Source organism: Methylocystis silviterrae (assembly GCF_013350005.1).
Taxonomy (GTDB): Bacteria; Pseudomonadota; Alphaproteobacteria; order Rhizobiales; family Beijerinckiaceae; genus Methylocystis; species Methylocystis silviterrae.
On sequence record NZ_JABVWW010000007.1, the window covers coordinates 41,856 to 62,500 of the forward strand.

At 61.9% G+C, this 20,645-nt stretch carries 20 protein-coding genes, 1 tRNA gene and 2 rRNA genes (1 of these 23 only partly in view); 9 read left to right on the plus strand and 14 right to left on the minus strand.

Annotation, left to right across the window (positions count from 1 at the left end; genetic code table 11):
- Nucleotides 1-17: 17 nt before the first annotated feature.
- On the minus strand, nt 18-1,082 hold the full coding sequence (locus HUN39_RS09875; RefSeq protein ID WP_332310746.1) for an extracellular solute-binding protein: 1,065 nt from the start codon (nt 1,080-1,082) through the stop codon (nt 18-20).
- A gap of 365 nt (nt 1,083-1,447) precedes the next feature.
- Here HUN39_RS09875 and HUN39_RS09880 point away from each other — a divergent pair, with 365 nt between their 5' ends.
- Nucleotides 1,448-1,915 (plus strand): redoxin domain-containing protein, encoded by a 468-nt coding sequence (locus HUN39_RS09880; protein ID WP_175094363.1) that lies wholly within the window; start codon nt 1,448-1,450, stop codon nt 1,913-1,915.
- 3 nt (nt 1,916-1,918) lie between these two features.
- Here HUN39_RS09880 and HUN39_RS09885 read toward each other — a convergent pair whose 3' ends face one another.
- Nucleotides 1,919-2,332 carry a metallopeptidase family protein gene (locus HUN39_RS09885; RefSeq protein WP_175094364.1) on the minus strand — a complete coding sequence of 138 codons (414 nt, stop codon included), beginning with the start codon at nt 2,330-2,332 and terminating at the stop codon, nt 1,919-1,921.
- A 91-nt stretch (nt 2,333-2,423) separates the two neighbouring features.
- On the opposite strand from HUN39_RS09885, the gene HUN39_RS09890 reads away from it, so the two are divergent.
- Nucleotides 2,424-2,723, plus strand: a complete 300-nt coding sequence (locus tag HUN39_RS09890) for a hypothetical protein (protein ID WP_175094365.1) — start codon at nt 2,424-2,426, stop codon at nt 2,721-2,723.
- Between the two features lie 258 nt (nt 2,724-2,981).
- Nucleotides 2,982-3,269 (plus strand): hypothetical protein, encoded by a 288-nt coding sequence (locus HUN39_RS09895; RefSeq protein ID WP_175094366.1) that lies wholly within the window; start codon nt 2,982-2,984, stop codon nt 3,267-3,269.
- A gap of 56 nt (nt 3,270-3,325) precedes the next feature.
- Here the strand turns inward: HUN39_RS09895 and leuC are convergent, their stop codons facing one another.
- The gene (gene leuC, locus HUN39_RS09900; protein ID WP_175094367.1) at nt 3,326-4,738 is read right to left on the minus strand and encodes a 3-isopropylmalate dehydratase large subunit; all 1,413 of its coding nucleotides are present in this window, start codon (nt 4,736-4,738) and stop codon (nt 3,326-3,328) included.
- Between the two features lie 263 nt (nt 4,739-5,001).
- On the opposite strand from leuC, the gene HUN39_RS09905 reads away from it, so the two are divergent.
- The gene (locus HUN39_RS09905; RefSeq protein ID WP_175094368.1) at nt 5,002-6,000 is read left to right on the plus strand and encodes a small ribosomal subunit Rsm22 family protein; all 999 of its coding nucleotides are present in this window, start codon (nt 5,002-5,004) and stop codon (nt 5,998-6,000) included.
- Entirely contained in the window at nt 6,000-6,413 is a 414-nt protein-coding gene (locus tag HUN39_RS09910) for a VOC family protein (protein ID WP_175094369.1), read from the plus strand. The genes HUN39_RS09905 and HUN39_RS09910 overlap by 1 nt, the downstream gene beginning before the upstream one ends.
- Nucleotides 6,414-6,470: 57 nt before the next feature.
- On the opposite strand, the gene rplS is transcribed toward HUN39_RS09910, so the two are convergent.
- The gene (rplS, locus tag HUN39_RS09915) at nt 6,471-6,857 is read right to left on the minus strand and encodes a 50S ribosomal protein L19 (RefSeq protein WP_175094370.1); all 387 of its coding nucleotides are present in this window, start codon (nt 6,855-6,857) and stop codon (nt 6,471-6,473) included.
- 239 nt (nt 6,858-7,096) lie between these two features.
- On the opposite strand from rplS, the gene HUN39_RS09920 reads away from it, so the two are divergent.
- Complete coding sequence (locus HUN39_RS09920; protein WP_175094371.1) at nt 7,097-7,492, plus strand: hypothetical protein; 396 nt, start codon at nt 7,097-7,099, stop codon at nt 7,490-7,492.
- A 94-nt stretch (nt 7,493-7,586) separates the two neighbouring features.
- Here the strand turns inward: HUN39_RS09920 and HUN39_RS09925 are convergent, their stop codons facing one another.
- From HUN39_RS09925 to gltX, 5 genes are all read right to left on the minus strand, one after another.
- Nucleotides 7,587-8,327: a hypothetical protein gene (locus tag HUN39_RS09925; protein ID WP_175094372.1), complete on the minus strand. Its 741-nt coding sequence runs from the start codon at nt 8,325-8,327 to the stop codon at nt 7,587-7,589.
- A gap of 51 nt (nt 8,328-8,378) precedes the next feature.
- The gene (locus tag HUN39_RS09930) at nt 8,379-8,606 is read right to left on the minus strand and encodes a dodecin (RefSeq protein WP_175094373.1); all 228 of its coding nucleotides are present in this window, start codon (nt 8,604-8,606) and stop codon (nt 8,379-8,381) included.
- A 75-nt stretch (nt 8,607-8,681) separates the two neighbouring features.
- Entirely contained in the window at nt 8,682-10,190 is a 1,509-nt protein-coding gene (locus HUN39_RS09935; protein ID WP_175094374.1) for a YcjX family GTP-binding protein, read from the minus strand.
- Between the two features lie 159 nt (nt 10,191-10,349).
- The gene (locus tag HUN39_RS09940; protein ID WP_123177624.1) at nt 10,350-11,636 is read right to left on the minus strand and encodes a citrate synthase; all 1,287 of its coding nucleotides are present in this window, start codon (nt 11,634-11,636) and stop codon (nt 10,350-10,352) included.
- Between the two features lie 299 nt (nt 11,637-11,935).
- Nucleotides 11,936-13,360, minus strand: coding sequence for a glutamate--tRNA ligase (gene gltX, locus HUN39_RS09945; RefSeq protein ID WP_175094375.1), 1,425 nt, complete (start codon nt 13,358-13,360; stop codon nt 11,936-11,938).
- Nucleotides 13,361-13,579: 219 nt separating this feature from the next.
- Between gltX and lexA the strand changes: the two genes are divergently transcribed.
- Nucleotides 13,580-14,290 (plus strand): transcriptional repressor LexA, encoded by a 711-nt coding sequence (gene lexA, locus HUN39_RS09950; RefSeq protein ID WP_175094376.1) that lies wholly within the window; start codon nt 13,580-13,582, stop codon nt 14,288-14,290.
- Between the two features lie 25 nt (nt 14,291-14,315).
- Here lexA and HUN39_RS09955 read toward each other — a convergent pair whose 3' ends face one another.
- Nucleotides 14,316-16,580, minus strand: a complete 2,265-nt coding sequence (locus HUN39_RS09955; RefSeq protein WP_175094377.1) for a ComEC/Rec2 family competence protein — start codon at nt 16,578-16,580, stop codon at nt 14,316-14,318.
- A gap of 226 nt (nt 16,581-16,806) precedes the next feature.
- On the opposite strand from HUN39_RS09955, the gene HUN39_RS09960 reads away from it, so the two are divergent.
- On the plus strand, nt 16,807-17,169 hold the full coding sequence (locus HUN39_RS09960; RefSeq protein WP_175094378.1) for a DUF983 domain-containing protein: 363 nt from the start codon (nt 16,807-16,809) through the stop codon (nt 17,167-17,169).
- A gap of 23 nt (nt 17,170-17,192) precedes the next feature.
- Here the strand turns inward: HUN39_RS09960 and HUN39_RS09965 are convergent, their stop codons facing one another.
- Nucleotides 17,193-18,968, minus strand: coding sequence for a CocE/NonD family hydrolase (locus HUN39_RS09965; RefSeq protein WP_175094379.1), 1,776 nt, complete (start codon nt 18,966-18,968; stop codon nt 17,193-17,195).
- On the opposite strand from HUN39_RS09965, the gene HUN39_RS09970 reads away from it, so the two are divergent.
- On the plus strand, nt 18,967-19,176 hold the full coding sequence (locus tag HUN39_RS09970) for a hypothetical protein (protein ID WP_175094380.1): 210 nt from the start codon (nt 18,967-18,969) through the stop codon (nt 19,174-19,176). The genes HUN39_RS09965 and HUN39_RS09970 overlap by 2 nt on opposite strands.
- 7 nt (nt 19,177-19,183) lie before the next feature.
- On the opposite strand, the gene HUN39_RS09975 is transcribed toward HUN39_RS09970, so the two are convergent.
- The 3 genes from HUN39_RS09975 to HUN39_RS09985 form a co-directional block, all read right to left on the minus strand.
- A tRNA-Met gene (locus HUN39_RS09975) sits at nt 19,184-19,260 on the minus strand.
- 121 nt (nt 19,261-19,381) lie between these two features.
- Nucleotides 19,382-19,497 (minus strand): 5S ribosomal RNA (gene rrf, locus HUN39_RS09980).
- A 75-nt stretch (nt 19,498-19,572) separates the two neighbouring features.
- Nucleotides 19,573-20,645: ribosomal RNA gene (locus tag HUN39_RS09985) — 23S ribosomal RNA — on the minus strand (it continues 1,749 nt past the right edge of the window).

The following is a 20,645-nucleotide window of genomic DNA, read 5'->3' on the forward strand; positions in this document are numbered from 1 at the left end:
GACGCCCCAGTTGGTTTTTAGAAGGTAGACGACTTGGCCGGCTTGGAGACACGCCGGCCTAATCCCCACATCGTAGCTCCCCTTCCGATCGGCGTTCCTTCGCGACTGATCGTCTGTCCGGTCGTGGGCGCGCCGTCGTCGAGTTGAGGAGCGACCAGACGCTTCATCATGGCGGCGTCCGGGTATATCGACTCGTTTCTTGAGATGCTCCCATCGACCAGGGATTTCGAGGCGAGGACGCCGTTGGCTACGCCAATGAAATTCGTATTGCGGGCTGCGATTTCAGGCTGCAGCAGAAAGTCGATGAATTTGTATGCTTCTTCGACATGTGGAGCGTCCGTCGGTATGACGAGATTGTCGAGTCGAATGGGAGCGCCCTCGCGGGGGATGAAAAAGTCGATCTCGACGAATTCCTCCACCATGCCGGCTGTGTAGCGGGCGCGCAGGCTATCCATGGAAAAGCCGACCGCGACGCAGACGTCGCCGTTGACCAGCGCGTTGACATAGTCGCGAGAGTCGAGGCGTTTCACGTCGCGCCGCAGGGCGGCCAAAAGCTCGGCGGCGCGCATGCCGTCCGTGCGTCGATCCAAGCCCGGCGAAAGTCGCCAGTTGGACCACAGATATTGCAGCGCCGCAGCAGACAAATCCTCAGGACTGTCCAGTATTCCCACTCCGCAGGACGAAAGTTTCTTCAAGTTCTTCTGCTTGAAAAGCAGGCCCCATGAGTCGAACGAGAAATCCGCCGACGGCTGGGCCTTGCCCATGAGTTCCCTGGCCTTTCCGACGTCGTAGGCGATCCCCATCGCAAACCACGCATAATTGACGGCGTGTTCGTTCCCGGGGTCATAGGTGGCAAGGCGCTCCATAATCTCTGGCCAAAGATTGACGGCGTTTGGAAGCTTGCGCTTGTCGAGCTTCTGATAGAGGCCCCTCGCGATCTGCTTTCGCAACACACGGCTCGAAACGATCACGACGTCAAAAGCGCGGTTCCCAGGCTGAAGCGTTGTTTCTAAGCTCTCGTCCGAACTGTAGCTTTCGTATGTCACCTGGATGCCGGTCGTCCTGGTGAAATCTGTCAGCACACGGGGATCGACGTAGTCGCCCCAGCCTAAAACGTTGACAATCCTTTCTTGGCCGATTGCGGGAAGGACGCAGCAAGAGAACGACAACGCGACGCTGCTCAGCGCGACCCTAAGGACGCTTGTGGGACTCATCTGGGAACGCTCTGATCTCTCTGTCGAGAACCCCATGGCGGGCGTCTTGGAATATCTATGCGCCTCTGCAATCGCGGCAATCCGCAAACGGAATATCCACGGCATGCGAGCTAAAGCGCGGACGGCAACCCGCCAAAGCGAAATCGGAAAAGACCTGGATGACGATCGTCGGACGTGATCTTCTTATCACTGCGCGAGAAGCGCCCTAAGACGAGCGCGCCAAGGAGGAATGAGTGCAGGCGCCGGAACTCGCCGTATCGCAATGGTTCAATACGCCAGCGCCGATCACGCTCGCGGGCTTGCGCGGGCGCGTGGTCATGCTGCACGCCTTTCAAATGCTGTGTCCCGGTTGCGTCGCGCATGGCACGCCGCAAGCGCAGCGCGCGCATGCGCTGTTCCGCGACTCCGGCCTCGCCGTCATCGGCCTGCATACCGTGTTCGAACATCACGCGGCGATGACGCCCGTGTCGCTCGAAGCCTTCATCCACGAATATCGGCTGACATTTCCCATCGGCGTCGATCAGCCCGCAGAGAACGGGCCGATTCCCGTCACCATGGCGCGCTATGAAATGCGCGGAACGCCAACAGCGATCCTGATCGGCCGCGACGGGCGCATTCGCCATCATGGATTTGGACAAGAGGACGACATGGCGCTTGGCGCCATCATCGGAACGCTGCTCGCGGAGCCCGCGCCCGCCTAGATCCTATTCGGCGCGCCGTTCAATCTCTTCCATATCGGCGTCGGTCAGTCCGAAATGATGGCCGATCTCATGCACGAGCACATGGGTGACGATCGCTTCGAGCGTGTCTTCGCTATCGGCCCAATAGTCGAGTATCGGCCGTCGATAGAGCCAGATCATATTCGGCTGCTCGCCCGTCTCGGAAAGATGCGCCCCCTGCGTGAGGCCACGCCCGCGAAACAGACCCAGAAGATCGAATTCGCTCTCGCATTGCATGTCGTCGAGCGTTTCATCGTCAGGGAAATCCTCGACGCGGACGACGAGGCCCTCGCACAGGCGCGTGAAGCGTTGCGGCAGAGCGGCGTAGGCCGCATCCGCCAGCGCTTCCATATCGGCAAGCGTCGGCGCTCTTAGCCGTCTCCAATCCTGTTCAGTCATCGTCAGATCATCGCAGGCGATATGCCGCGACCGCTAGGAACAATCGGCGCCGCGCGGTGTTAGGCAGGATCACCATCATAGGAGCTCACTCATGAATAAGCTGTTGATCGCGGCGCTTGCGCTTGGCGCTTTCGGTTTCGCGCAATCCGCAGTGTCGGCGCCCACTGCTTCTCATGCGCCGGGCATGGTCCAGACCGACGACGGCTTCGTGCAGAACGCACGCGATCGTACCGGGGACTGGAAGGAGAATCGTGGTTATCATCGCGGCTGGGATCACAACCGACGCGGCTTTTGGGGCCGTCAAAACCGCTTCTGGCGCGACGACAACTGGCGCGGCGGGCAAAAGCGCGACTGGAACAAGAACGACAACCGCGGGCGCGACCGAGACTAAGCGATAGCGGCGCAACTCAAGGACTTTGAAGCTTAGGGCGTCCGCAATTGCGGGCGCCCTTTTGTTGCGCTCTCCAGTGAAAGCCACTGCACAAATCGAGCCTTCCGGCTCCCTTACGCCTCGGAACCCTGAACTGAGTAACCCTTTCCTCGCTGTCCCGTCATCGTCAGCCGCGACGCCGCCGCGAACCCGCGCGCCGATGCAGGAACATTCAGCGCCCTGCAATGTTCAGGCAAGAGCATAAGAGGAGGAGAACCCATGAATAGACTGCTGATCGCGGCGTTTGCGCTTGGCGCCTTTGGACTAACGCAGTCCGAAGTTTTAGCTCGCCCATCCTCTCCCGTGCGCCTCACGCAGACCGACCATCGTCTTATGCAGAGGGCAGATGACCGTGATCAGGACATGCGAGAAGAGCGGGGCGACTATTGGGGTCGTGGTGGCGATCGCATGTGGCGCGATACGCGTCCCTGGAGCGACGAAGAATGGCGTAGGAACCCGAATTTGGATGATAACGTTCCGGACAACAATCCCACCGACAACGACTGACGCTATTGCGCAGTTGGAACTAAGCGCCAGCAGGCAAGTTGCCGGCGCCTTGTCGCTTATCGCCAGCCGCGAACGTCAACCAAGCGTCCAGCGATTGCCGCTGCCGCCGCCATCGCCGGCGAAACGAGATGCGTGCGGCCCTTGAAGCCCTGTCGCCCCTCGAAATTGCGATTGGACGTCGACGCGCAGCGTTCGCCCGGCGCTAAACGGTCGGGATTCATCGCCAGACACATGGAGCAGCCCGGCTCCCGCCATTCGAAGCCGGCGGCGGTAAAGATCTTGTCGAGACCCTCCGCTTCCGCCTGCGCCTTTACGAGACCCGATCCCGGCACAACCATCGCGTTGATGCGATCGGCGACGCTCTTTCCCTCGACCATCTTCGCGGCCGCGCGCAGATCTTCGATACGGCCGTTGGTGCAGGAGCCGATGAACACGCGGTCGATCTCGATGTCGGTGATGCGTTCGCCGCCCCTCAGACCCATATAGTCGAGCGCGCGTTCGATGGCGGCGCGCTTTTGCGGGCTCTTCGCGCTGTCGGGCGTGGGCACGAATCCGTCGATCGTCGCCACGTCTTCTGGCGACGTGCCCCAGGTCACGATCGGCGGCAGATTGCTGGCGTCGAGCCTGACGATCTTATCGAAATGCGCGCCCTCGTCAGTGTACAGCGTCTCCCAATATTTGCGCGCCATGTCGAACGCTTCGCCCTTTGGACCTTTTGGGCGATCCTTCAGATAAGCGAAAGTCTTCTCATCCGGCGCAATGAGCCCAGCGCGGGCGCCGCCTTCGATCGACATGTTGCAGACGGTCATGCGGCCTTCCATCGATAGGTCGCGGATCGCCTCGCCTGCATATTCGATGACGTGTCCGGTGCCGCCGGCGGTGCCGATCTTGCCGATGATCGCGAGGATGATGTCTTTCGCGGTGGCGCCGTCGGCGAGCTTGCCGTCGACCTGCACCAGCATATTGGCCGCCTTCTTCTGGATCAGCGTCTGGGTTGCGAGCACATGCTCGACTTCCGACGTGCCTATGCCATGCGCGAGCGCGCCAAAGGCGCCGTGAGTCGAGGTATGACTGTCGCCGCAGACGATCGTCATGCCGGGCAGAGTGAAACCCTGCTCCGGGCCGACAATATGCACGACGCCTTGGCGCCGGTCGTGCTCGTCGTAATATTCGACGCCGAATTCCTTGGCGTTGAGCGCGAGCTGTTCCACCTGCGCCCTGCTCTCGGAATCTTCAATCGGCAAAGAGCGATCGGTCGTCGGCACATTATGATCGACGACGGCGAGGGTCTTTTGCGGGGCGCGCACCGACCTGCCCATCATGCGCAAGCCTTCGAAGGCCTGCGGACTCGTCACTTCATGCACGAGGTGGCGATCGATATAGAGCAGGGACGCGCCATCCTCCTGGCGCTCGACCACATGGTCGTCCCAGATCTTGTCGTAAACGGTGCGGGGCGCGGCTTTGGACATTTATCTCTTCCTCTTGCCGGCGTGTCGCATCCGGCTCGCTGGTTTGATCGCCTCATCCTGAGGAGCGGCGCGGGCCGCATCTCGAAGGACAAGGAAATCACTGGCGGCGCCCTCGTGCTTCGAGAGCACCCCGGCTTCCTCAGCATGAGGCCGACCGCAATTGGCCGACTCTCATCGTCTCCCTTGAATTGAGGCTGTTCTACCCGTAACGCAAGCTGCATGGAAGAGAGTTCAAGGCGCAGCCCTCCCCGAGCCCATAAGCGATGAGCCTGCCCTCCCCAGAGCTTCCTGCGCCGCTTTCGGCGGCGATCGAGGCGAGGCTTGAGGGCCGCGCACAAGGCATGCTGCGCGACAGAGCCCGACAGCTGTCGGAACGCTATCGGTCACGCAAACCGACAATCGAAACCATCCGCGACGAGGCGGACGTCCTGGCCTATGCGGCGACGCGCATGCCCGCAACCTACGCCGCCATCGTGAGGGCGCTAGGACGGCTCGACGAGGAGCGCCCCGAATTTGCGCCAAAGCGGGTGCTCGACGTTGGCTGCGGTCTTGGCGCGGGCTCCTACGCCGCGGCGACCGTATGGCCGAGCATCGCCGAGATTGCGCTCATTGACCGCAGCGCGCTCTTCCTGAACCTCGCGACCGGTCTGATGCAGGAAAGCGGCGTCGCTGCAGCAGTTGAAGCGAGCTTGGCCGATTTCACCAAGCCGCAAGCGGGTGAAGCCGCCCCGTTCGACCTCGTCGTCGTCGGCTACGCGCTCACTGAAATCGCCAAATCCGACCTCCCCGTCGTCATCGATCAGCTTTGGTCGCGCACAAGCGGCGCGCTCGTCATCGTCGAGCCGGGCACGCCTCGCGACCATGCCCGGCTGATGATCGTCCGCAGCCGACTGATCGCGCTCGGCGCGAATATTCTCGCGCCCTGCCCGCACCAGGCGCCCTGCCCTTTGCCGGCGAACGACTGGTGCCATTTCTCGGTCCGGCTGCCCCGGCGGCGCGCGCACAAATTGGTCAAAGGCGCCGACGCGCCCTTCGAGGACGAGAAGTTCGCCTATCTCGTCGCGGGGCGGACCGGCGGGACGCCGCCATGGGCGCGCGTCATCGCTCCGCCTCGCGTCAGCAAGGCCGGAATTTCCCTAAGGCTCTGCGCTGATAAAGCATTCCAAGAGACATTCATTCCCAAGCGCGACAAGGCGCGCTACGAAAAGATCAGGACAAAAGACTGGGGCGATCCGCTGCATGCCCCGGCGGAGGAAATTTGATGAAACAGCCACGTCCGAGGGTCGCGCCCTATCTGACCGTCAGCCCCGCCGCCGCAGCCATCGCTTTTTACACCGGCGCCTTCGGCGCCCAGCAGCGGGCCCTCATGCCGTCGGTCGACGGGCTGCGCATCGCCCACTGCGAACTGCTGATCAACGGCGGCTCGGTGATGCTCGCCGACATCTTTCCGGAAATTGGCCAGACCCGCGTGCCCCTGCCCGGCGAGCACGTGACCGTCTCCATCAGCCTCGAATACGACAAGGCGCAGGACGTCGACGACATCTGCGCGCGCGCCACCAAGCTCGGCGGCAAGGTCGAAACGGCCCCGACCAATTCTTTCTGGGGGACGCGCTACGCCTCCTTGCGCGACCCATTCGGCCACCGCTGGATTCTCAACGCGCCGCTGGAGACCTAAAAAAAGCCGCCCGAAACCGGGCGGCTGCGGACGGCGGCATGTATCCGAAAACGGTCGTTATTTGCCTGCGGACGCCTTCGGCTTGGTGTCGATGCGCTCGGCGATGCGGGCGGACTTGCCGCGGCGGTCGCGCAGATAATAGAGCTTGGCGCGGCGCACCTTGCCGCGGCGCACAAGCTTGATCGAGTCGATCAGCGGCCCATGGATCGGGAAGACGCGCTCGACGCCCTCGCCATAGGAAATCTTACGGACGGTGAAGCTCTCGTTGAGCCCGCCGCCCTGGCGGGAGATGACGACGCCTTCATAAGCCTGAATGCGCGCGCGCTCGCCTTCCTTCACCTTGACGTTGACGATCACCGTATCTCCCGGCCGAAACTCGGGGATTTTTTTGCCCTCGATAAGCTTGGCGGCATGTTCCGCCTCGAGCTGCTCGATAATGTTCATAACGAAAACTCCTGCCGTTTCGTCTTAGCCGTTGGGGCCGACGAGCGTTTCGGAACGCTGTTCTAGTTGAGTCCCGGTCCATAACTGAAAGGCGGCGCTTTGTCGACCCGTTGGGGTCGGCAGAAACGGTCAATCTTGGGCAATGCGCCAGCAGCGATCGTCACAGATATTCCCCCAACTGGCCTTATATAGTGGCCCCGGGGGCGCTGGCGTTTCAAGCGACGAGGGAGAGACGCGACATGACCCAGCAGGAAGAGCGGCGCAACAAAAGCGCGCAACCCGCCGAAGCGGCGGCCGAAGTTGGCGCGGAAGGACGGCGGCGGCTGGAAGATTTCACCGAAGCACGCACCGAGATCTGGGACTGTCTGCAGGACGCCAACCGCGTCTTAATGGAACGCATGCAGCAGGAAGCGGCGTTGACGGCGGAGCTTGCCTCAAAGCTCACGGCGTCTCGCTCCATATCCGAGACCACGACGGTTCTACAGGATTGGACGAGCAAACATATCGAGATGACGACGGAGGACACGCGCCGCCTGTTCACCGACGCTCAGCAAATGCTCAATGCAAGCACGCGCTTTTGGTCGAATACCGCGCAAACCGGAAGCCCTGAAACGGCCGGACGGTTTTCGTCCTAGCGACTACGAAGCGGACGCCCTCTGCGGCTTCCGCTTCCTTCGCGCCGCCATCCGCGATTTTCATCCTTCCGGAAGGATCTTTGACTGCGTCTCGCTACGGAGTCTCAATCGGCGCATCGGATTTTTGTAATTTGTTGCACCGGACGGAACTCAGGATGCTTCCGACGATCAGCTCCAGATGTTCTCTGTGGCAGAAGACCGTGTCTGCCAAAAAGACAGATGGCAAATACCGCATATGTTTGGTTTTCGCTGCAATAAAACTGCGGACCATGTTTTCGTCTGTGCTCGCGAGTTGCGATGCGAGCGATTCATTTTCCCACACGCCGATTTCGTCCAGCTCGAATACAAGACCTCTATATGGATTGTCGTAGATTGATAACGGGCTCAACGGAACCTTAAAAAAGCTCCGCACCCCTTGAGATAAAGGAGGCGCCTGCCGAATGGATATGGCGAAACCGCTAGCTCGTTCAGATATATCAAAAGATGCCATAATTTCGTAGTCATAGCTTTCCATTGAATATCTCACGACAAAAACATCTTGAGCTTCACGCCTGCATAGACAAGTAGAGATGCCTCTGCGGCTTCCTACGTACAGGTAGTTAATTCCAACTAAATAATAGTAAATAACTAAACATGCTACGTATATTAGCAAAATAACTCCCGCTAAAACTGCCAACTCAAGTCGTCCTCCCCCTGAAAAGGCAAGAAGCCCCCAAAAGCCAGTCACAGTGAACAGAAAAATATTGGGCCACCGGAAGGCATAAAGCTTGGCGTTCGCTCGAGCCGCCCAGAGCGGCTCGATATCAGCGCCGTCGCAAGTTTCAGTGGGCCGCATCTGAGCCTTCCGCTTAATCATCTGAAATCGGGACCCTCAGGGGCTTCTGCTTTATCCCATGCTCTCGTCTTCGCGATCGAGCGTGAAGCCGACCTTCAGCACCACCTGATAATCGCTCACCGCGCCCTTATTGATATTGCCGCGAATCTGCACGACTTCGAACCACCGCAAGTTGCGCAGGGTTTCGCCGGCGCGCTTGAGCGCTGCGGCCACAGCGTCCTCGACGCTGTCTGGCGACGAGCCGACGAGTTCGACGACCTTATAGACATGACCTTCCATATGAAGCTCCCTCAATTCAGCTGTCGAATGGTTTGCCTGCAATAGGTAGCGCGGACTTCGCCGCCGACAGCGACGTTACTTCAATCGGTCGCCGAAGAGAAACTCCATCGCGCGATCGAGCCTGATATGCGGCAGCGGCGCCGGCTTCTGGTCGGCGCCCAGCATCGCGGCTGGCGGCCTGAATTTGAGAAAGCGGAAGTCGGCCTCTTCATCGGAAACGGCCAGCGCCTCGCCTTTAAACACGTCGCGCGGATCCGCCGGCAACTCGCCAGGGAAAATGGCGCCTTCCGCCACGCCGTCGAAAGTTTCGTGGCCAATGCGCTCCCCGGCGACAGGCGTGCCGACAATCGCCGAAAGCTTGTCGCCCTCATGCCGCACCATCGCTTCGCGGGTGGCGCGCACGGCGGCGAGCGCGATCACGTCGATCGAGGCGCCTACCCCCTCAGCGCGCTCTATGGCGCGGGCGGTCAGGTGACGCAGGATCGCTTCGAGCCGGTCATGGCTCGTGTGATGCAGATGGTCGGCCTTCGTCGCCGCGAAGAGGATGCGGTCGATCTTTGGGCGAAAGATCGTGGAGAACAGATTGGCGCGGCCGGTGCGAAAAGCCGTAAGCACGCCGGTCAGCGCCGTCTCCAGGTCGCGCACCGCCTCAGGGCCGGAATTCAGCGCCGCAAGCGCGTCGACGAGCACGATCTGCCGATCGAGCCGCGCGAAATGATCCCGAAAGAACGGCCGCACAACCTGCGACTTGTAGGCCTCGTATCGGCGCTCCATTTCGCGCCCAAGGCTGCGATAGGGCAACTCCTCGCTCTCTGACACGGGAAGCGGCGCGAATGTCAGCGCCGGCGATCCTTCGAGATCGCCCGGCATCAGAAACCGACCCGGCGGCAGGCTCGAGAGCGCGAAACGCTCGGAGCGCGCCAGACGCAGATATTGGGTGAAGGTCTGCGCCAGCTTCTGCGCGGTTTCTTCGTCGTAGCGGGCCTTGACGTCCGTCTGCGCGGTCAGGCCCCGCCACTCGCTCGCGATCATCGCCCGCGCGGAGGCGCTCGCGGCGTCAAGCGTCTCGTGAGACCATTGCGCGTAGGATTTGCCAAGGAGCGGCAGATCGAGCAGCCATTCACCGGGATAATCGACGATATCGATGTCGAGTCGCGTCGGACCCTGGCCGAAGCCTTTGCGCAGCGACCAGCCCTTCGAGCGATATTCCAGCGTCACCCGCAGTTCGGAGATCCGCCGCGTCGACTGCGGCCAATGCCGATCTAGCCCGGTGAGCGCCGCGAGATGCTCCTCGTATGCGAAGCGCGGGACGCTGTAATCTGGCTGCGGATCGAGATGCGCCGACATAATGCGGCCTTCGGCGAGCGCGCGAAACACCGGGAGCTGAGTTTTGCTTTCGCCGCCTTTTTCCGGGCGCGCCGATATCGCCCGCGTCAAATGGTGCACGAGCGCGGTGATGAAGACCGTCTTGCCGGAGCGCGACAGGCCGGTGACGCCAAGCCGCAGGCGCCCGCCCGCGAGAAAGTCGGCGACGCTCTCGGTGGCGATGCGCGTTTCGAACAGCAGATCGGATAATTGCGACAAGGGCGCTCCGGGTCCGCCGACCTATAGCATCACGTCGCGTCCCTACAAGAGACGCTGGTGAGAACATGTCGCGCTGCAAACCAAGGTGAAGGCTGGCCAGAACGATTCCGCGCCGGATGGGAGTGGAGACGAGCTCCTACCGCGGCGCGGCGCACATCATCACCGCTTCGACATCGGCACGTAGTCGCGCTGCTTCTCGCCCGTATAGAGCTGACGCGGACGACCGATGCGCGAACCCTGATCCTCGATCATCTCCTTCCACTGGGCGATCCAGCCGACGGTGCGCGCGACCGCGAACAACACGGTGAACATCGCCGTCGGGAAATTCATCGCCTTGAGCGTGATGCCAGAATAGAAGTCGATGTTGGGATAGAGTTGTTTCTCGATGAAATAATCATCGTGCAACGCGATGCGCTCGAGTTCCAGCGCGACGTCGAGCAGATCGTCCTTGACGCCGAGTTCGTTCAACACTTCGCGCGTCGTGCGCTGCATGATCTTGGCGCGCGGATCATAGTTCTTATAAACGCGATGGCCAAAGCCCATGAGACGGAACGGATCGTTCTTGTCCTTGGCGCGCGCGATGAACTGCGGAATGCGATCCGGCGTGCCGATTTCGGCGAGCATTTTCAGCACCGCTTCATTGGCGCCGCCATGCGCCGGCCCCCACAGCGAGGCGATGCCCGCCGCGATGCAGGCGAAAGGATTCGCCCCAGACGAGCCGGACAGTCGAACGGTCGAGGTCGACGCGTTCTGTTCGTGATCGGCGTGCAGGATGAAGATCCGGTCGAGCGCGCGCGACAGCACCGGATTGACTTTATATTCCTCGCAGGGAACCGCGAAGCACATGCGCAGGAAGTTCGATGTGTAGTCGAGATCGTTCTTTGGATAAACGAACGGCTGGCCGATCGAATATTTATAGGCCATCGCCGCGAGCGTCGGGATCTTCGCGATCATGCGCGTCGAGGCCACCATGCGCTGGGTGGGATCGGCGATGTTGGTCGAGTCGTGGTAGAACGCCGAGAGCGCGCCGACGGAAGCGACCATCACCGCCATCGGATGCGCGTCGCGGCGGAACCCTTGGAAGAATCGCGCCATCTGCTCATGCACCATTGTGTGGCGCGTGATCCGATAGTCGAAATTCGCCTTCTCGGCGGCGGACGGCAATTCTCCATAGAGCAGCAGGTAGCAGGTTTCGAGAAAGTCGCCATGTTCGGCGAGCTGTTCAATCGGATAGCCGCGATAGAGCAGAACGCCGGCTTCGCCGTCGATAAATGTGATCTTCGATTCGCATGACGCAGTCGCGGTGAATCCCGGATCGAAGGTGAACATGCCGGTTTCGGCGTAGAGATTGCGGATGTCCGCAACGGACGGCCCCAGCGTGCCATCCTTGATCGGCAAATCGACCGATCCGTCGCCGACTGTGAAGATAGCATTCTTCTCCGGCATACCCACTCCCCTCTCAACCGCCCCGCGCTCGCAACGAGCCGGTTCGCGGCGCGACGCGCGCGAACGCTATGCATGAATTGCGTCACATTCGCGATGTCGTCGCTTTCACGCGCACGCCGATGCGTTGCATTCGGTTTGTTGTGCGGCGCAAAAAGCTATATCAACCGCAAAGGCTGTCAAGCGCGCCACGCGTTTCGCGCGTAGAGATGACATGTCCCGCAGTGGCGCGGAAAACGGCGCGGCGCCGAAAATCGCATCAGCGATTTTTTACGGCGCCAACGCCGCTGCGATGCGATGGGTTACCTTGCGGCAGCCTGATCGGAAATTCTCGCAAGACTTTCCTCGCGCCCCAAAATTTCCAGCACGTCGAATATGCCAGGCGACGTTGCGCGGCCGGTGAGCGCCGCGCGCAAGGGCTGCGCGAGATCGCCGAGTTTGACGCCAAGCGCTGTCGCGAGATCGCGCACGACCGCTTCTGTCGTTGCGGCCGTCCAGTTCGGCAGAGCTTCGAGCTTCTCGACAAGCGTCGCAAGCCGCGCGCGCGCGTCCGCCGAAAGCAGCTGCGCCGCCTTTGCGTCGAGCGACAGCGGACGCTGCGCAAAGAGAAAGCCCGCGCCGTCGAGAAGCTCGTTCAAGGTCTTCGCGCGCGCCTTCAGGCCCGGCAAGGCGGCGCGCAGTTGCGCGCGCGTTCGCTCATCGAGCGCTTGCGCGATGGCGCCGCCGCCTTCGAGATAGGGAAGCGTCGCGACGAGCAAGTCCAACAGCTCGTCATCATCGCTATCGCGCAGATAATGTCCGTTCATATTTTCGAGCTTGGCGAAATCGAAACGCGCAGGCGAGCGATGCACTTGCGCGAGATCGAACGACTCGACCATCTCCGGCGTCGTGAAGAACTCCTTGTCGCCCTGCGACCACCCCAATCGAACGAGATAGTTGCGCAGCGCGGCCGGCAGATAGCCCATCGCGCGGTAGGCGTCGACGCCGAGCGCACCGTGGCGTTTCGAAAGCTTGGCGCCGTCCGGTCCGTGAATCAGCGGAATATGGGCGAAGGCCGGGACGGTCCAACCCATCGCTTGATAGATGTGCGTCTGTCGCGCTGCATTGGTGAGATGATCGTCGCCGCGAATGATCTGCGTGACGCCCATGTCGTGATCGTCGACGACGACCGCAAGCATGTAGGTTGGCGCGCCGTCCGAGCGCAGCAGAATGAAATCGTCAAGATCCTTGTTCTGGAAGACGACGCGTCCCTGCACGGCGTCATCGACGATCGTCTCGCCGTCCTGGGGCGCCTTGATGCGCACGACATAGGGCGCGCCGGCGGGCGCCTCGGAGGGGTCGCGATCGCGCCAGCGGCCGTCATAGCGCCAGGGGCGCTTTTCCGCCTTAGCCTTCTCGCGCATCTCCTCGAGCTCCTGCGCCGTGGCGTAGCAGCGATAGGCGTGTCCCTGCGCCAGCAGCTCTTCGGCGACTTCGGCATGGCGCGCGGCGCGCGCGGACTGGTAGACGATGTCGCCATCCCATTCGAGGCCGAGCCACTGCAGGCCATCGATGATGGCCTCGATCGCCGCTTGCGTGGAGCGCTCGCGGTCGGTGTCTTCGATACGCAACATCATCCGGCCGCCGTGCTTCTTGGCGTAAAGCCAGTTGAACAGCGCCGTGCGCGCCCCGCCGATGTGCAGAAAGCCGGTGGGCGACGGAGCGAAGCGGGTGACGACCTGAGACATGAGCGCCGCGAATTCCTTGGTTTTGGGTCGGCCCGTCTAGCACGGGACACGCGAGGCGAACATAGTTCGTCACGATGATGGTTTAACCAAAGCGTGAACATAGGGCTTGCGGAACGCAGTGAGAACCGATATCGTTCTGTTCATGATTTGTTTAGGTTATCGAGCCAGAAGCTGCGGCTCAGCCAAAATCAACGATTCGGCTTGCGGGGCGGTGCGGCGATGCTGACCAAGAAACAAAACGATCTATTGCGCTTCATCCATGAACGTCTGAAGGAGTCGGGCGTGCCGCCGTCCTTCGACGAGATGAAGGACGCGCTCGACCTGCGGTCGAAGTCGGGGATTCATCGGCTGATTCTCGCGCTCGAGGAACGCGGCTTCATCCGCCGCCTGCCCAATCGCGCCCGCGCGCTCGAAGTTCTGCGGCTACCCGAATCGTCCACGCCGCGTACCGCCGGCGGGCGCAACGGCAAGTTCTCGCCGTCCGTCATCGAGGGGAATCTCGGGCGCGTCCGGCCGCTCAGCGAACGTTTCGAGGACGAAGGCGAACGTCAGGTCGCCATTCCGGTCATGGGACGCATCGCCGCCGGCACGCCGATCTCCGCCATCCAGAACCGCAGCCACACCATCAGCCTGCCGCCCGACCTCCTCACGAGCGGCGAGCACTTCGCGCTCGAAGTGCGCGGCGATTCGATGATCGAAGCCGGAATCCTCGACGGCGATACGGTCGTCATCCGCAAGCAGGACAGCGCCGACACCGGCGACATCGTCGTGGCGCTGATCGACGATGAGGAAGCGACGCTGAAGCGCCTGCGCAAACGCGGCGCCTCGATCGCGTTAGAGGCCGCCAACCCCGCCTATGAGACGCGCATCTTCGGCCCCGATCGCGTGCGCATACAGGGTAGGCTCGTCAGCCTCTTGCGGAAATATTAGTTTCGCGGGCGTTGGCGCATCGCCGCTACTCAAGCGGCTCCATCGCGCGCGCATCTTCCGCGCTGCGCTCTTCATCGCTCAGCGGCGCGGTAAATCCGGATGCGCGGCGATTGCGGGGCGCCGGCGACCATGGACGATCCTCGTCGATCGCGCGCGCGGTCGTCCATTCGACGCCATCCGCCTTGAACCTCAAAGCCACAGCCCCTGTTTCGGACAGTCTGCGGCGATCGATCACGATCTCCGCCGCACAGCCTAATGGCGCGTAGAGCGGCGTCACAATGACGGCGGCGCGCGTGCAGTCTTCGAAAAAGCCGCCGCGCCCGGCGACGAGCGCGACAAAGCGGCCATTGACGGCCTTCGCCACGCAACCCGCGTCGTCGCAGGCGACGCCGCTCCTGGCGTCCGCGGACTGGCGCGCGTCTCCGTCCGCGCGCAACCATTGTTCCGCGGCGAAAGCGCTCGGCTTTTGCCCCATGACGGCGAGCTGTCCGGACGGCAGGCGCAGCGCCGCCGATTCTCCGGTCGCCGGCACGGCCAGATCAAAGGGCGCGCCGCTCCTCGCGCCCATCAATCCGATCAAGGCGAGAGGAATGGCGAGCGCGCGCCACGCCCAAGTGCGCCATAACACGAGCGACAGGACCGCAAGCGAAAGGAACAGGATCGCCCAGGGCGCAAAGGCTTTGACCGGCATACTCGCGCCGGGCGCGCTGGCGATCAGCCCGGCGAGATAGGTCACGAGGTCGATGCCCAGCTTGAGGTAGCGCCAGATGAAGCCGTCGAGGCCCAATGGGTAAAGCGCGGCGCCGACGAGCGCGCAGGGAACGGCGAAGAATTCAATGATCGCCAGCGTCAGCGGATTGCCGATCAGCACATAGGGGCTCAGCTCGTGAAAATCATACGCCATGAATGAAGCGGTCGCCGAGGTCGCGCATAGCGTTGCGAAGATCGCCGCCCCGGGTCCGTGCAGCAGGCGCTCGACGACGCTTTCGCGAAGCGCTCCCCAGCGTCCCCGCGGCGCGCGATCGTCGATGCGGCGTTTCGCGAGATATTCGCCGCGCCATTCATACACCGCGATCAAGGCCGCCACCGCCGCGAAAGAGAGCTGAAAGCTCGCGCCGAGCAACGCCTCCGGCTCGAAGGCGATGATGAAGAGCGCGGCAAGCGCCAGATTACGCATCGACAGCGACGGCCGATCGAAGAGAACCGCCGCGAGCATGATGAGAGTCATCACGAGCGCGCGCTCGGTGCCGACGCGAGAGCCCGTGCCGATGTCGTAGAGAACGGCTCCGAGCATCGCGAGCGCCGCCGCCCATTTCTTGATCGGATAATTCAACGCGAGCGTTTGCGACATCGCCAACAGGCGCCGAAAGCCGACGAAGAAGATGCCCGCGACGAGCGTCATCTGAACGCCGGAAATGGTGATGATGTGAAATATGCCCGCCCGGCGAATGAGATTCTTGGCGTCTTCCGACAGCAAGTCGCGCTTTCCCGTCACCATGGCGGCGGCGATCGCACCCGTATCGCCGTCAATGATTCGATAGACCCGCATCGCCAAGGCGTTGCGCATGCGATCGACGTGCGCAAAAAAAAGCAGCGAGAATGGCGCCGGTTCGGGCGGCGACATGGTCTCGATTCGCCCAAGCGCGTTGCCGACAGCGCCGATGCGCGCAAAAAATGCGTCCCGCGCGAAATCATAGCCGCCGGGGAGCGCCGCCCGCGCCGGCGGCATCAGCCGCGCCTTGAAGGCGATGAAGTCGCCGGCCGAAAAATTCGGCTCGCCGCGCGTCGTCAGCCGCACGCGGGAGGGAACGATGTCGTCCGGATAGCCTTCGGCGCTCGCAACGCGCAGAATAAAACGCGCCCCGGCCCGGCGCAGATCCACCTCCTCGACGAAGCCGGTCAGCTCACCGATGCCAACGCGTGGAACGATCGGCGCCGCGACGCGCGCCGTCCGCCAGGCGCCCGACGCAAATCCAAAGGCGACGAAAGCGAGCGTCAGAAAAAGCGCATGGGCGCGGGCGTGGCGGCGCGTAAGCCCGGCCAAGACCGCAAAGGCGGCGAATGCGCAAAGGCAAAGCGTCAGCGAAGGTTCACGCTCGGCTGAGAAATAGAGCACGACGCCGCCGCCTGAAGCGACGACCAGCCAGAGAAACGGACGGCGCAGCGCCCGCTCCTGTTCCAGCGACGCGCGCAGGGCCTCGGCCAATCCTTGTACACGCAGCGGAAAGACGCGCGATGAAAGATCGCGGCCGCGCTCCTCCCTTTCAGCCGTGCGTGAAATGTCGTTCAAGAATGACCGGCCCCGCACACAAATACGGGAAAGAGACTAGCGCCGACCGCGTCCCTTGTCTTGCGCCGCCTAGCGTCCCTGAACCGCCGCTCGCCAGTGGGCGGTTGCCTGCGGCGCCATAAAAAACTATCCCCTTAAATCAGGAGCGAGATCCACGCTTGAGATGGACTTGCAGTGCGATCAACGCGCAGTGGCGCGGCGATCGCTGTCAATCGGTTTGGCGTCAATGAACAGCGATCCATCGCCGGGCACGTCCTTGTTTCGCGGACTGACGCGAAAATGCCCAAACTGCGGCGAGGGCAAGCTGTTCGCGAGCTACCTCAAGCCGCGCGATTCTTGCGCGCATTGCCGGGAAAGTTTTGCGGGCCTCGATGCGGATGATGGCCCAGCATGGCTGACCGTCGGCGCCGTGACGATTACAGTCGTGCCGCTTCTCTTCATATTAGAGAGCAGCGGACGTTACTCCTACGCTGTCGAGATGCTGATCGTTGTGCCGCTAACGATCGCGCTCGTGTTGCTCCTGCTCCCGCTTACGAAGGGATTCTTCATCGCCGCGCTATGGCTGCTGTCGAGGAAGCCGAATTTATAGATTCGCGTTTGTGAACACGGCTCTCACGCCGCCGGCGCCTCGGACACGACAAGATAAGTGTCCGGCCCGTAATGCAGCGTGTTGCGCGCGAAATAGGGCGGCCCCGGCATATCGAAATGCACATAGCCGTGGCTGACGTCGCTCCGCAGCAGATCGAGGCGGCTCGCCACGTCGAGTCGCAACCGGTCGCCGGGCTGAAGCCGGGTCGGTCCAGGCGTAAGGCTGAAGGAGAGCGTCACCGGCCTACCCGGCTGTAAGGGCTCCCGCACGGATGTGTCATGCACGATCTCACAGGCCGTATCGCGCGCCGGATCGCGCCGCCGCCGCGCCGGACTCATGGCTCCGAGCGAGAGAAGGCTATAGGCGCCATCCTTGGCGACCCGGCCGAGCCGCGCCACCAGAAAGGAATCGATCTCATTGGAGCTGAAGACGAGATTGAGCGATACGGGGCCGGCGAGCGTCATCGGCCGCGCCGCGGTCATTTCGAATGTGAGGGTCTGGTTCGCCACTTCATCGAACCCGCCGAGCACCGGCAGGCCCAGCGGAACGGCGGCCCAGCGGTTCTCACCCTCTCCCGGCGTCTCCGCCAGTTTGTGAGGCGCCGCGTCCGCGCCGCCCGAGGCGAGATAGAAGCGCCGCTGCGCCGTTCCTGACGCCGGAAAGTCGGCGGCGCCGACGTACCGCTCCTCGCCTTCAAGCCAGTAGCGGACGGCCGGCTGGCTGGCGTAGCCATTATCCACGCCGTAGAAAATGTGATCGAAGAAGGCGAGCGCTTCCAATTGCCAGGCATAGACCGGAAGCTCGTAGCGCGGCGGGGCGAGGATCATCCATTTGCGGCCAGCGGGAGTCGCGGCGTTCTGGAACAGATCATAGGTCCCGAACTGGTGCAGGTTGAAATAGCCGAGATTCTGCACGACGACGAAAGGGATCTCGATCTTGCCGAGATCTCCCGAAGGGCCGGACTGGAGCAGGCAAGTCTCTCGCAATTTTCCGTCGAGCATCCAGTTCGCGTACCATTCGCGCACCGGCTTGACCGGCGTTTTCGCCATGAAGGCGCGGTAGATGGCGTCGATCCGCTTCATCAGCAAAGGTCGCCACAAACGCTGGAGCGGCGAATTGAAGACATGGCTGAGGAGCGCTCGGGCGACAGGCGGCACGCGCAGGCCATACATCGCTGGCGTGAAGTTGGCTCCCATCCAGAGATTGCAGAAATAAAGGTTGAAGACGCCGCCAAACTGCACGAGGTGCCGGAAATAATCCGTGCAGATCTCGTTGCAGAAAAACGCCTTCAGCGCCGGCGGGCGGCGCACGGCGACGAGAGGCTGCGTCATGCCGTAGTAAGACGTGCCAAACAGCGCCACACGACCGTCGCACCAGGGCTGGGCGGCGGCCCAGGCGATCGCCTGTTCATGGTCGTCGACGTCCTCGGGAGACAGGAAGACATTTTGCGTCCCGCCCGAGCGGCCCATGCCCCGCCGCTCCACCACCACCTGGACATAGCCGCGGCCAGTGAAGACGGGCGGCGCGCCGATCTCATTGCTGCCGGTAGGCGCGCCGGCGGTGTGCAGCTCGCGCGTATAGGCGGCGAACTGGACGATCGCCGGATAGCGGCCCGGCGCGCGGGGCGTATACACATCGGCCGACAGGGTGACGCCGCCGGCAGCCTCTATGCGCTGATCGGCGAGAAGGCGACAGCCGAGCCCCTCGGCTGCGGCGCGCGTCGGCCGCCAGCCCGCGAGTTGTTCGTGCGTCGGTTCCGGGGCCTTGATGGGAATGAGATTGTCGACCCACTCGGGCATGGCTCCTCCTTTTTTTAATTTGCCCAGCGTCGCGCCGATTCGCCGCAAAAAGACGCGCGATCGCGCGTCTTCATTCTCATCAGGAATGAAGCGGCGCTTGATTGTTGAGATGCCGGCCCGTATCGGCAATGGCTCCCCGACGAAAAATGCCGCAAAGCCTATCACCGCACAAAGAAAAACCCCGGCTGCAAGAGCCGGGGTTTTATGAATTGGATTGGTTGCGGGGGCCAGATTTGAACTGACGACCTTCAGGTTATGAGCCTGACGAGCTACCGGGCTGCTCCACCCCGCGCCAAGAGAAATGCGCCCAACAGAAACGCGCCAAGAGATAACGCGTGAAGACAAAAAAAAAGCGCGGCGAAAGCAGCACTGCTGAAGAGGTAATCGATAAGAGGATTCGATGTGCTTCGCAGGCCTGGCGACGACCTACTCTCCCAGGTCTTGAGACATAGTACCATTGGCGCAGAAGCGTTTGACGGCCGAGTTCGGGATGGGATCGGGTCTGATCGCTCCGCCGAAGGCCACCAGGCCGGCGAAACACATCTTCGAAGCAAATGAGGTCTTTCTATTCGCGCCATACGAGTATGGGCGTCGATAAATGAGAGCGATCAAGCCAATCGAGCTATTAGTACCGGTAAGCTCCATGCGTTGCCGCACTTCCACACCCGGCCTATCAACGTGGTCGTCTTCCACGGCTCTCAAGGGAGAACTCGTTTTGAGGTGGGTTTCCCGCTTAGATGCATTCAGCGGTTATCCCGTCCATACATAGCTACCCTGCACTGCGGCTGGCGCCACAACAGGTCCACCAGAGGTATGTTCATCCCGGTCCTCTCGTACTAGGGACAAATCCTCTCAATTCTCCTACACCCACGGCAGATAGGGACCGAACTGTCTCACGACGTTCTGAACCCAGCTCACGTACCACTTTAATCGGCGAACAGCCGAACCCTTGGGACCTTCTCCAGCCCCAGGATGTGATGAGCCGACATCGAGGTGCCAAACAACCCCGTCGATATGGACTCTTGGGGGTTATCAGCCTGTTATCCCCGGCGTACCTTTTATCCGTTGAGCGATGGCCCTTCCACGAGGGACCACCGGATCACTATGACCGACTTTCGTCTCTGCTCGACTTGTCTGTCTCGCAGTCAGGCAGGCTTATGCCATTGCACTCGACGACCGATTTCCGACCGGTCTGAGCCCACCATCGCGCGCCTCCGTTACTCTTTGGGAGGCGACCGCCCCAGTCAAACTGCCTACCATGCATTGTCCCGGCGCCGGATGACGGCGCGCGGTTAGACATCCATGACGATAAGGGTGGTATTTCAAGGGTGGCTCCACACGAGCTAGCGCCCATGCTTCAAAGCCTACCACCTATCCTACACATGCCGACACGAATGCCAATGCAAAGTTACAGTAAAGGTGCACGGGGTCTTTCCGTCTGACCGCAGGAACCCCGCATCTTCACGGGGAATTCAATTTCACTGAGCTGACGTTGGAGACAGCGGGGAAGTCATTACGCCATTCGTGCAGGTCGGAACTTACCCGACAAGGAATTTCGCTACCTTAGGACCGTTATATTTACGGCCGCCGTTTACCGGGGCTTCAATTCAGAGCTTGCACTCCTCCTCTTAACCTTCCGGCACCGGGCAGGCGTCAGACCCTATACGTCATCTTGCG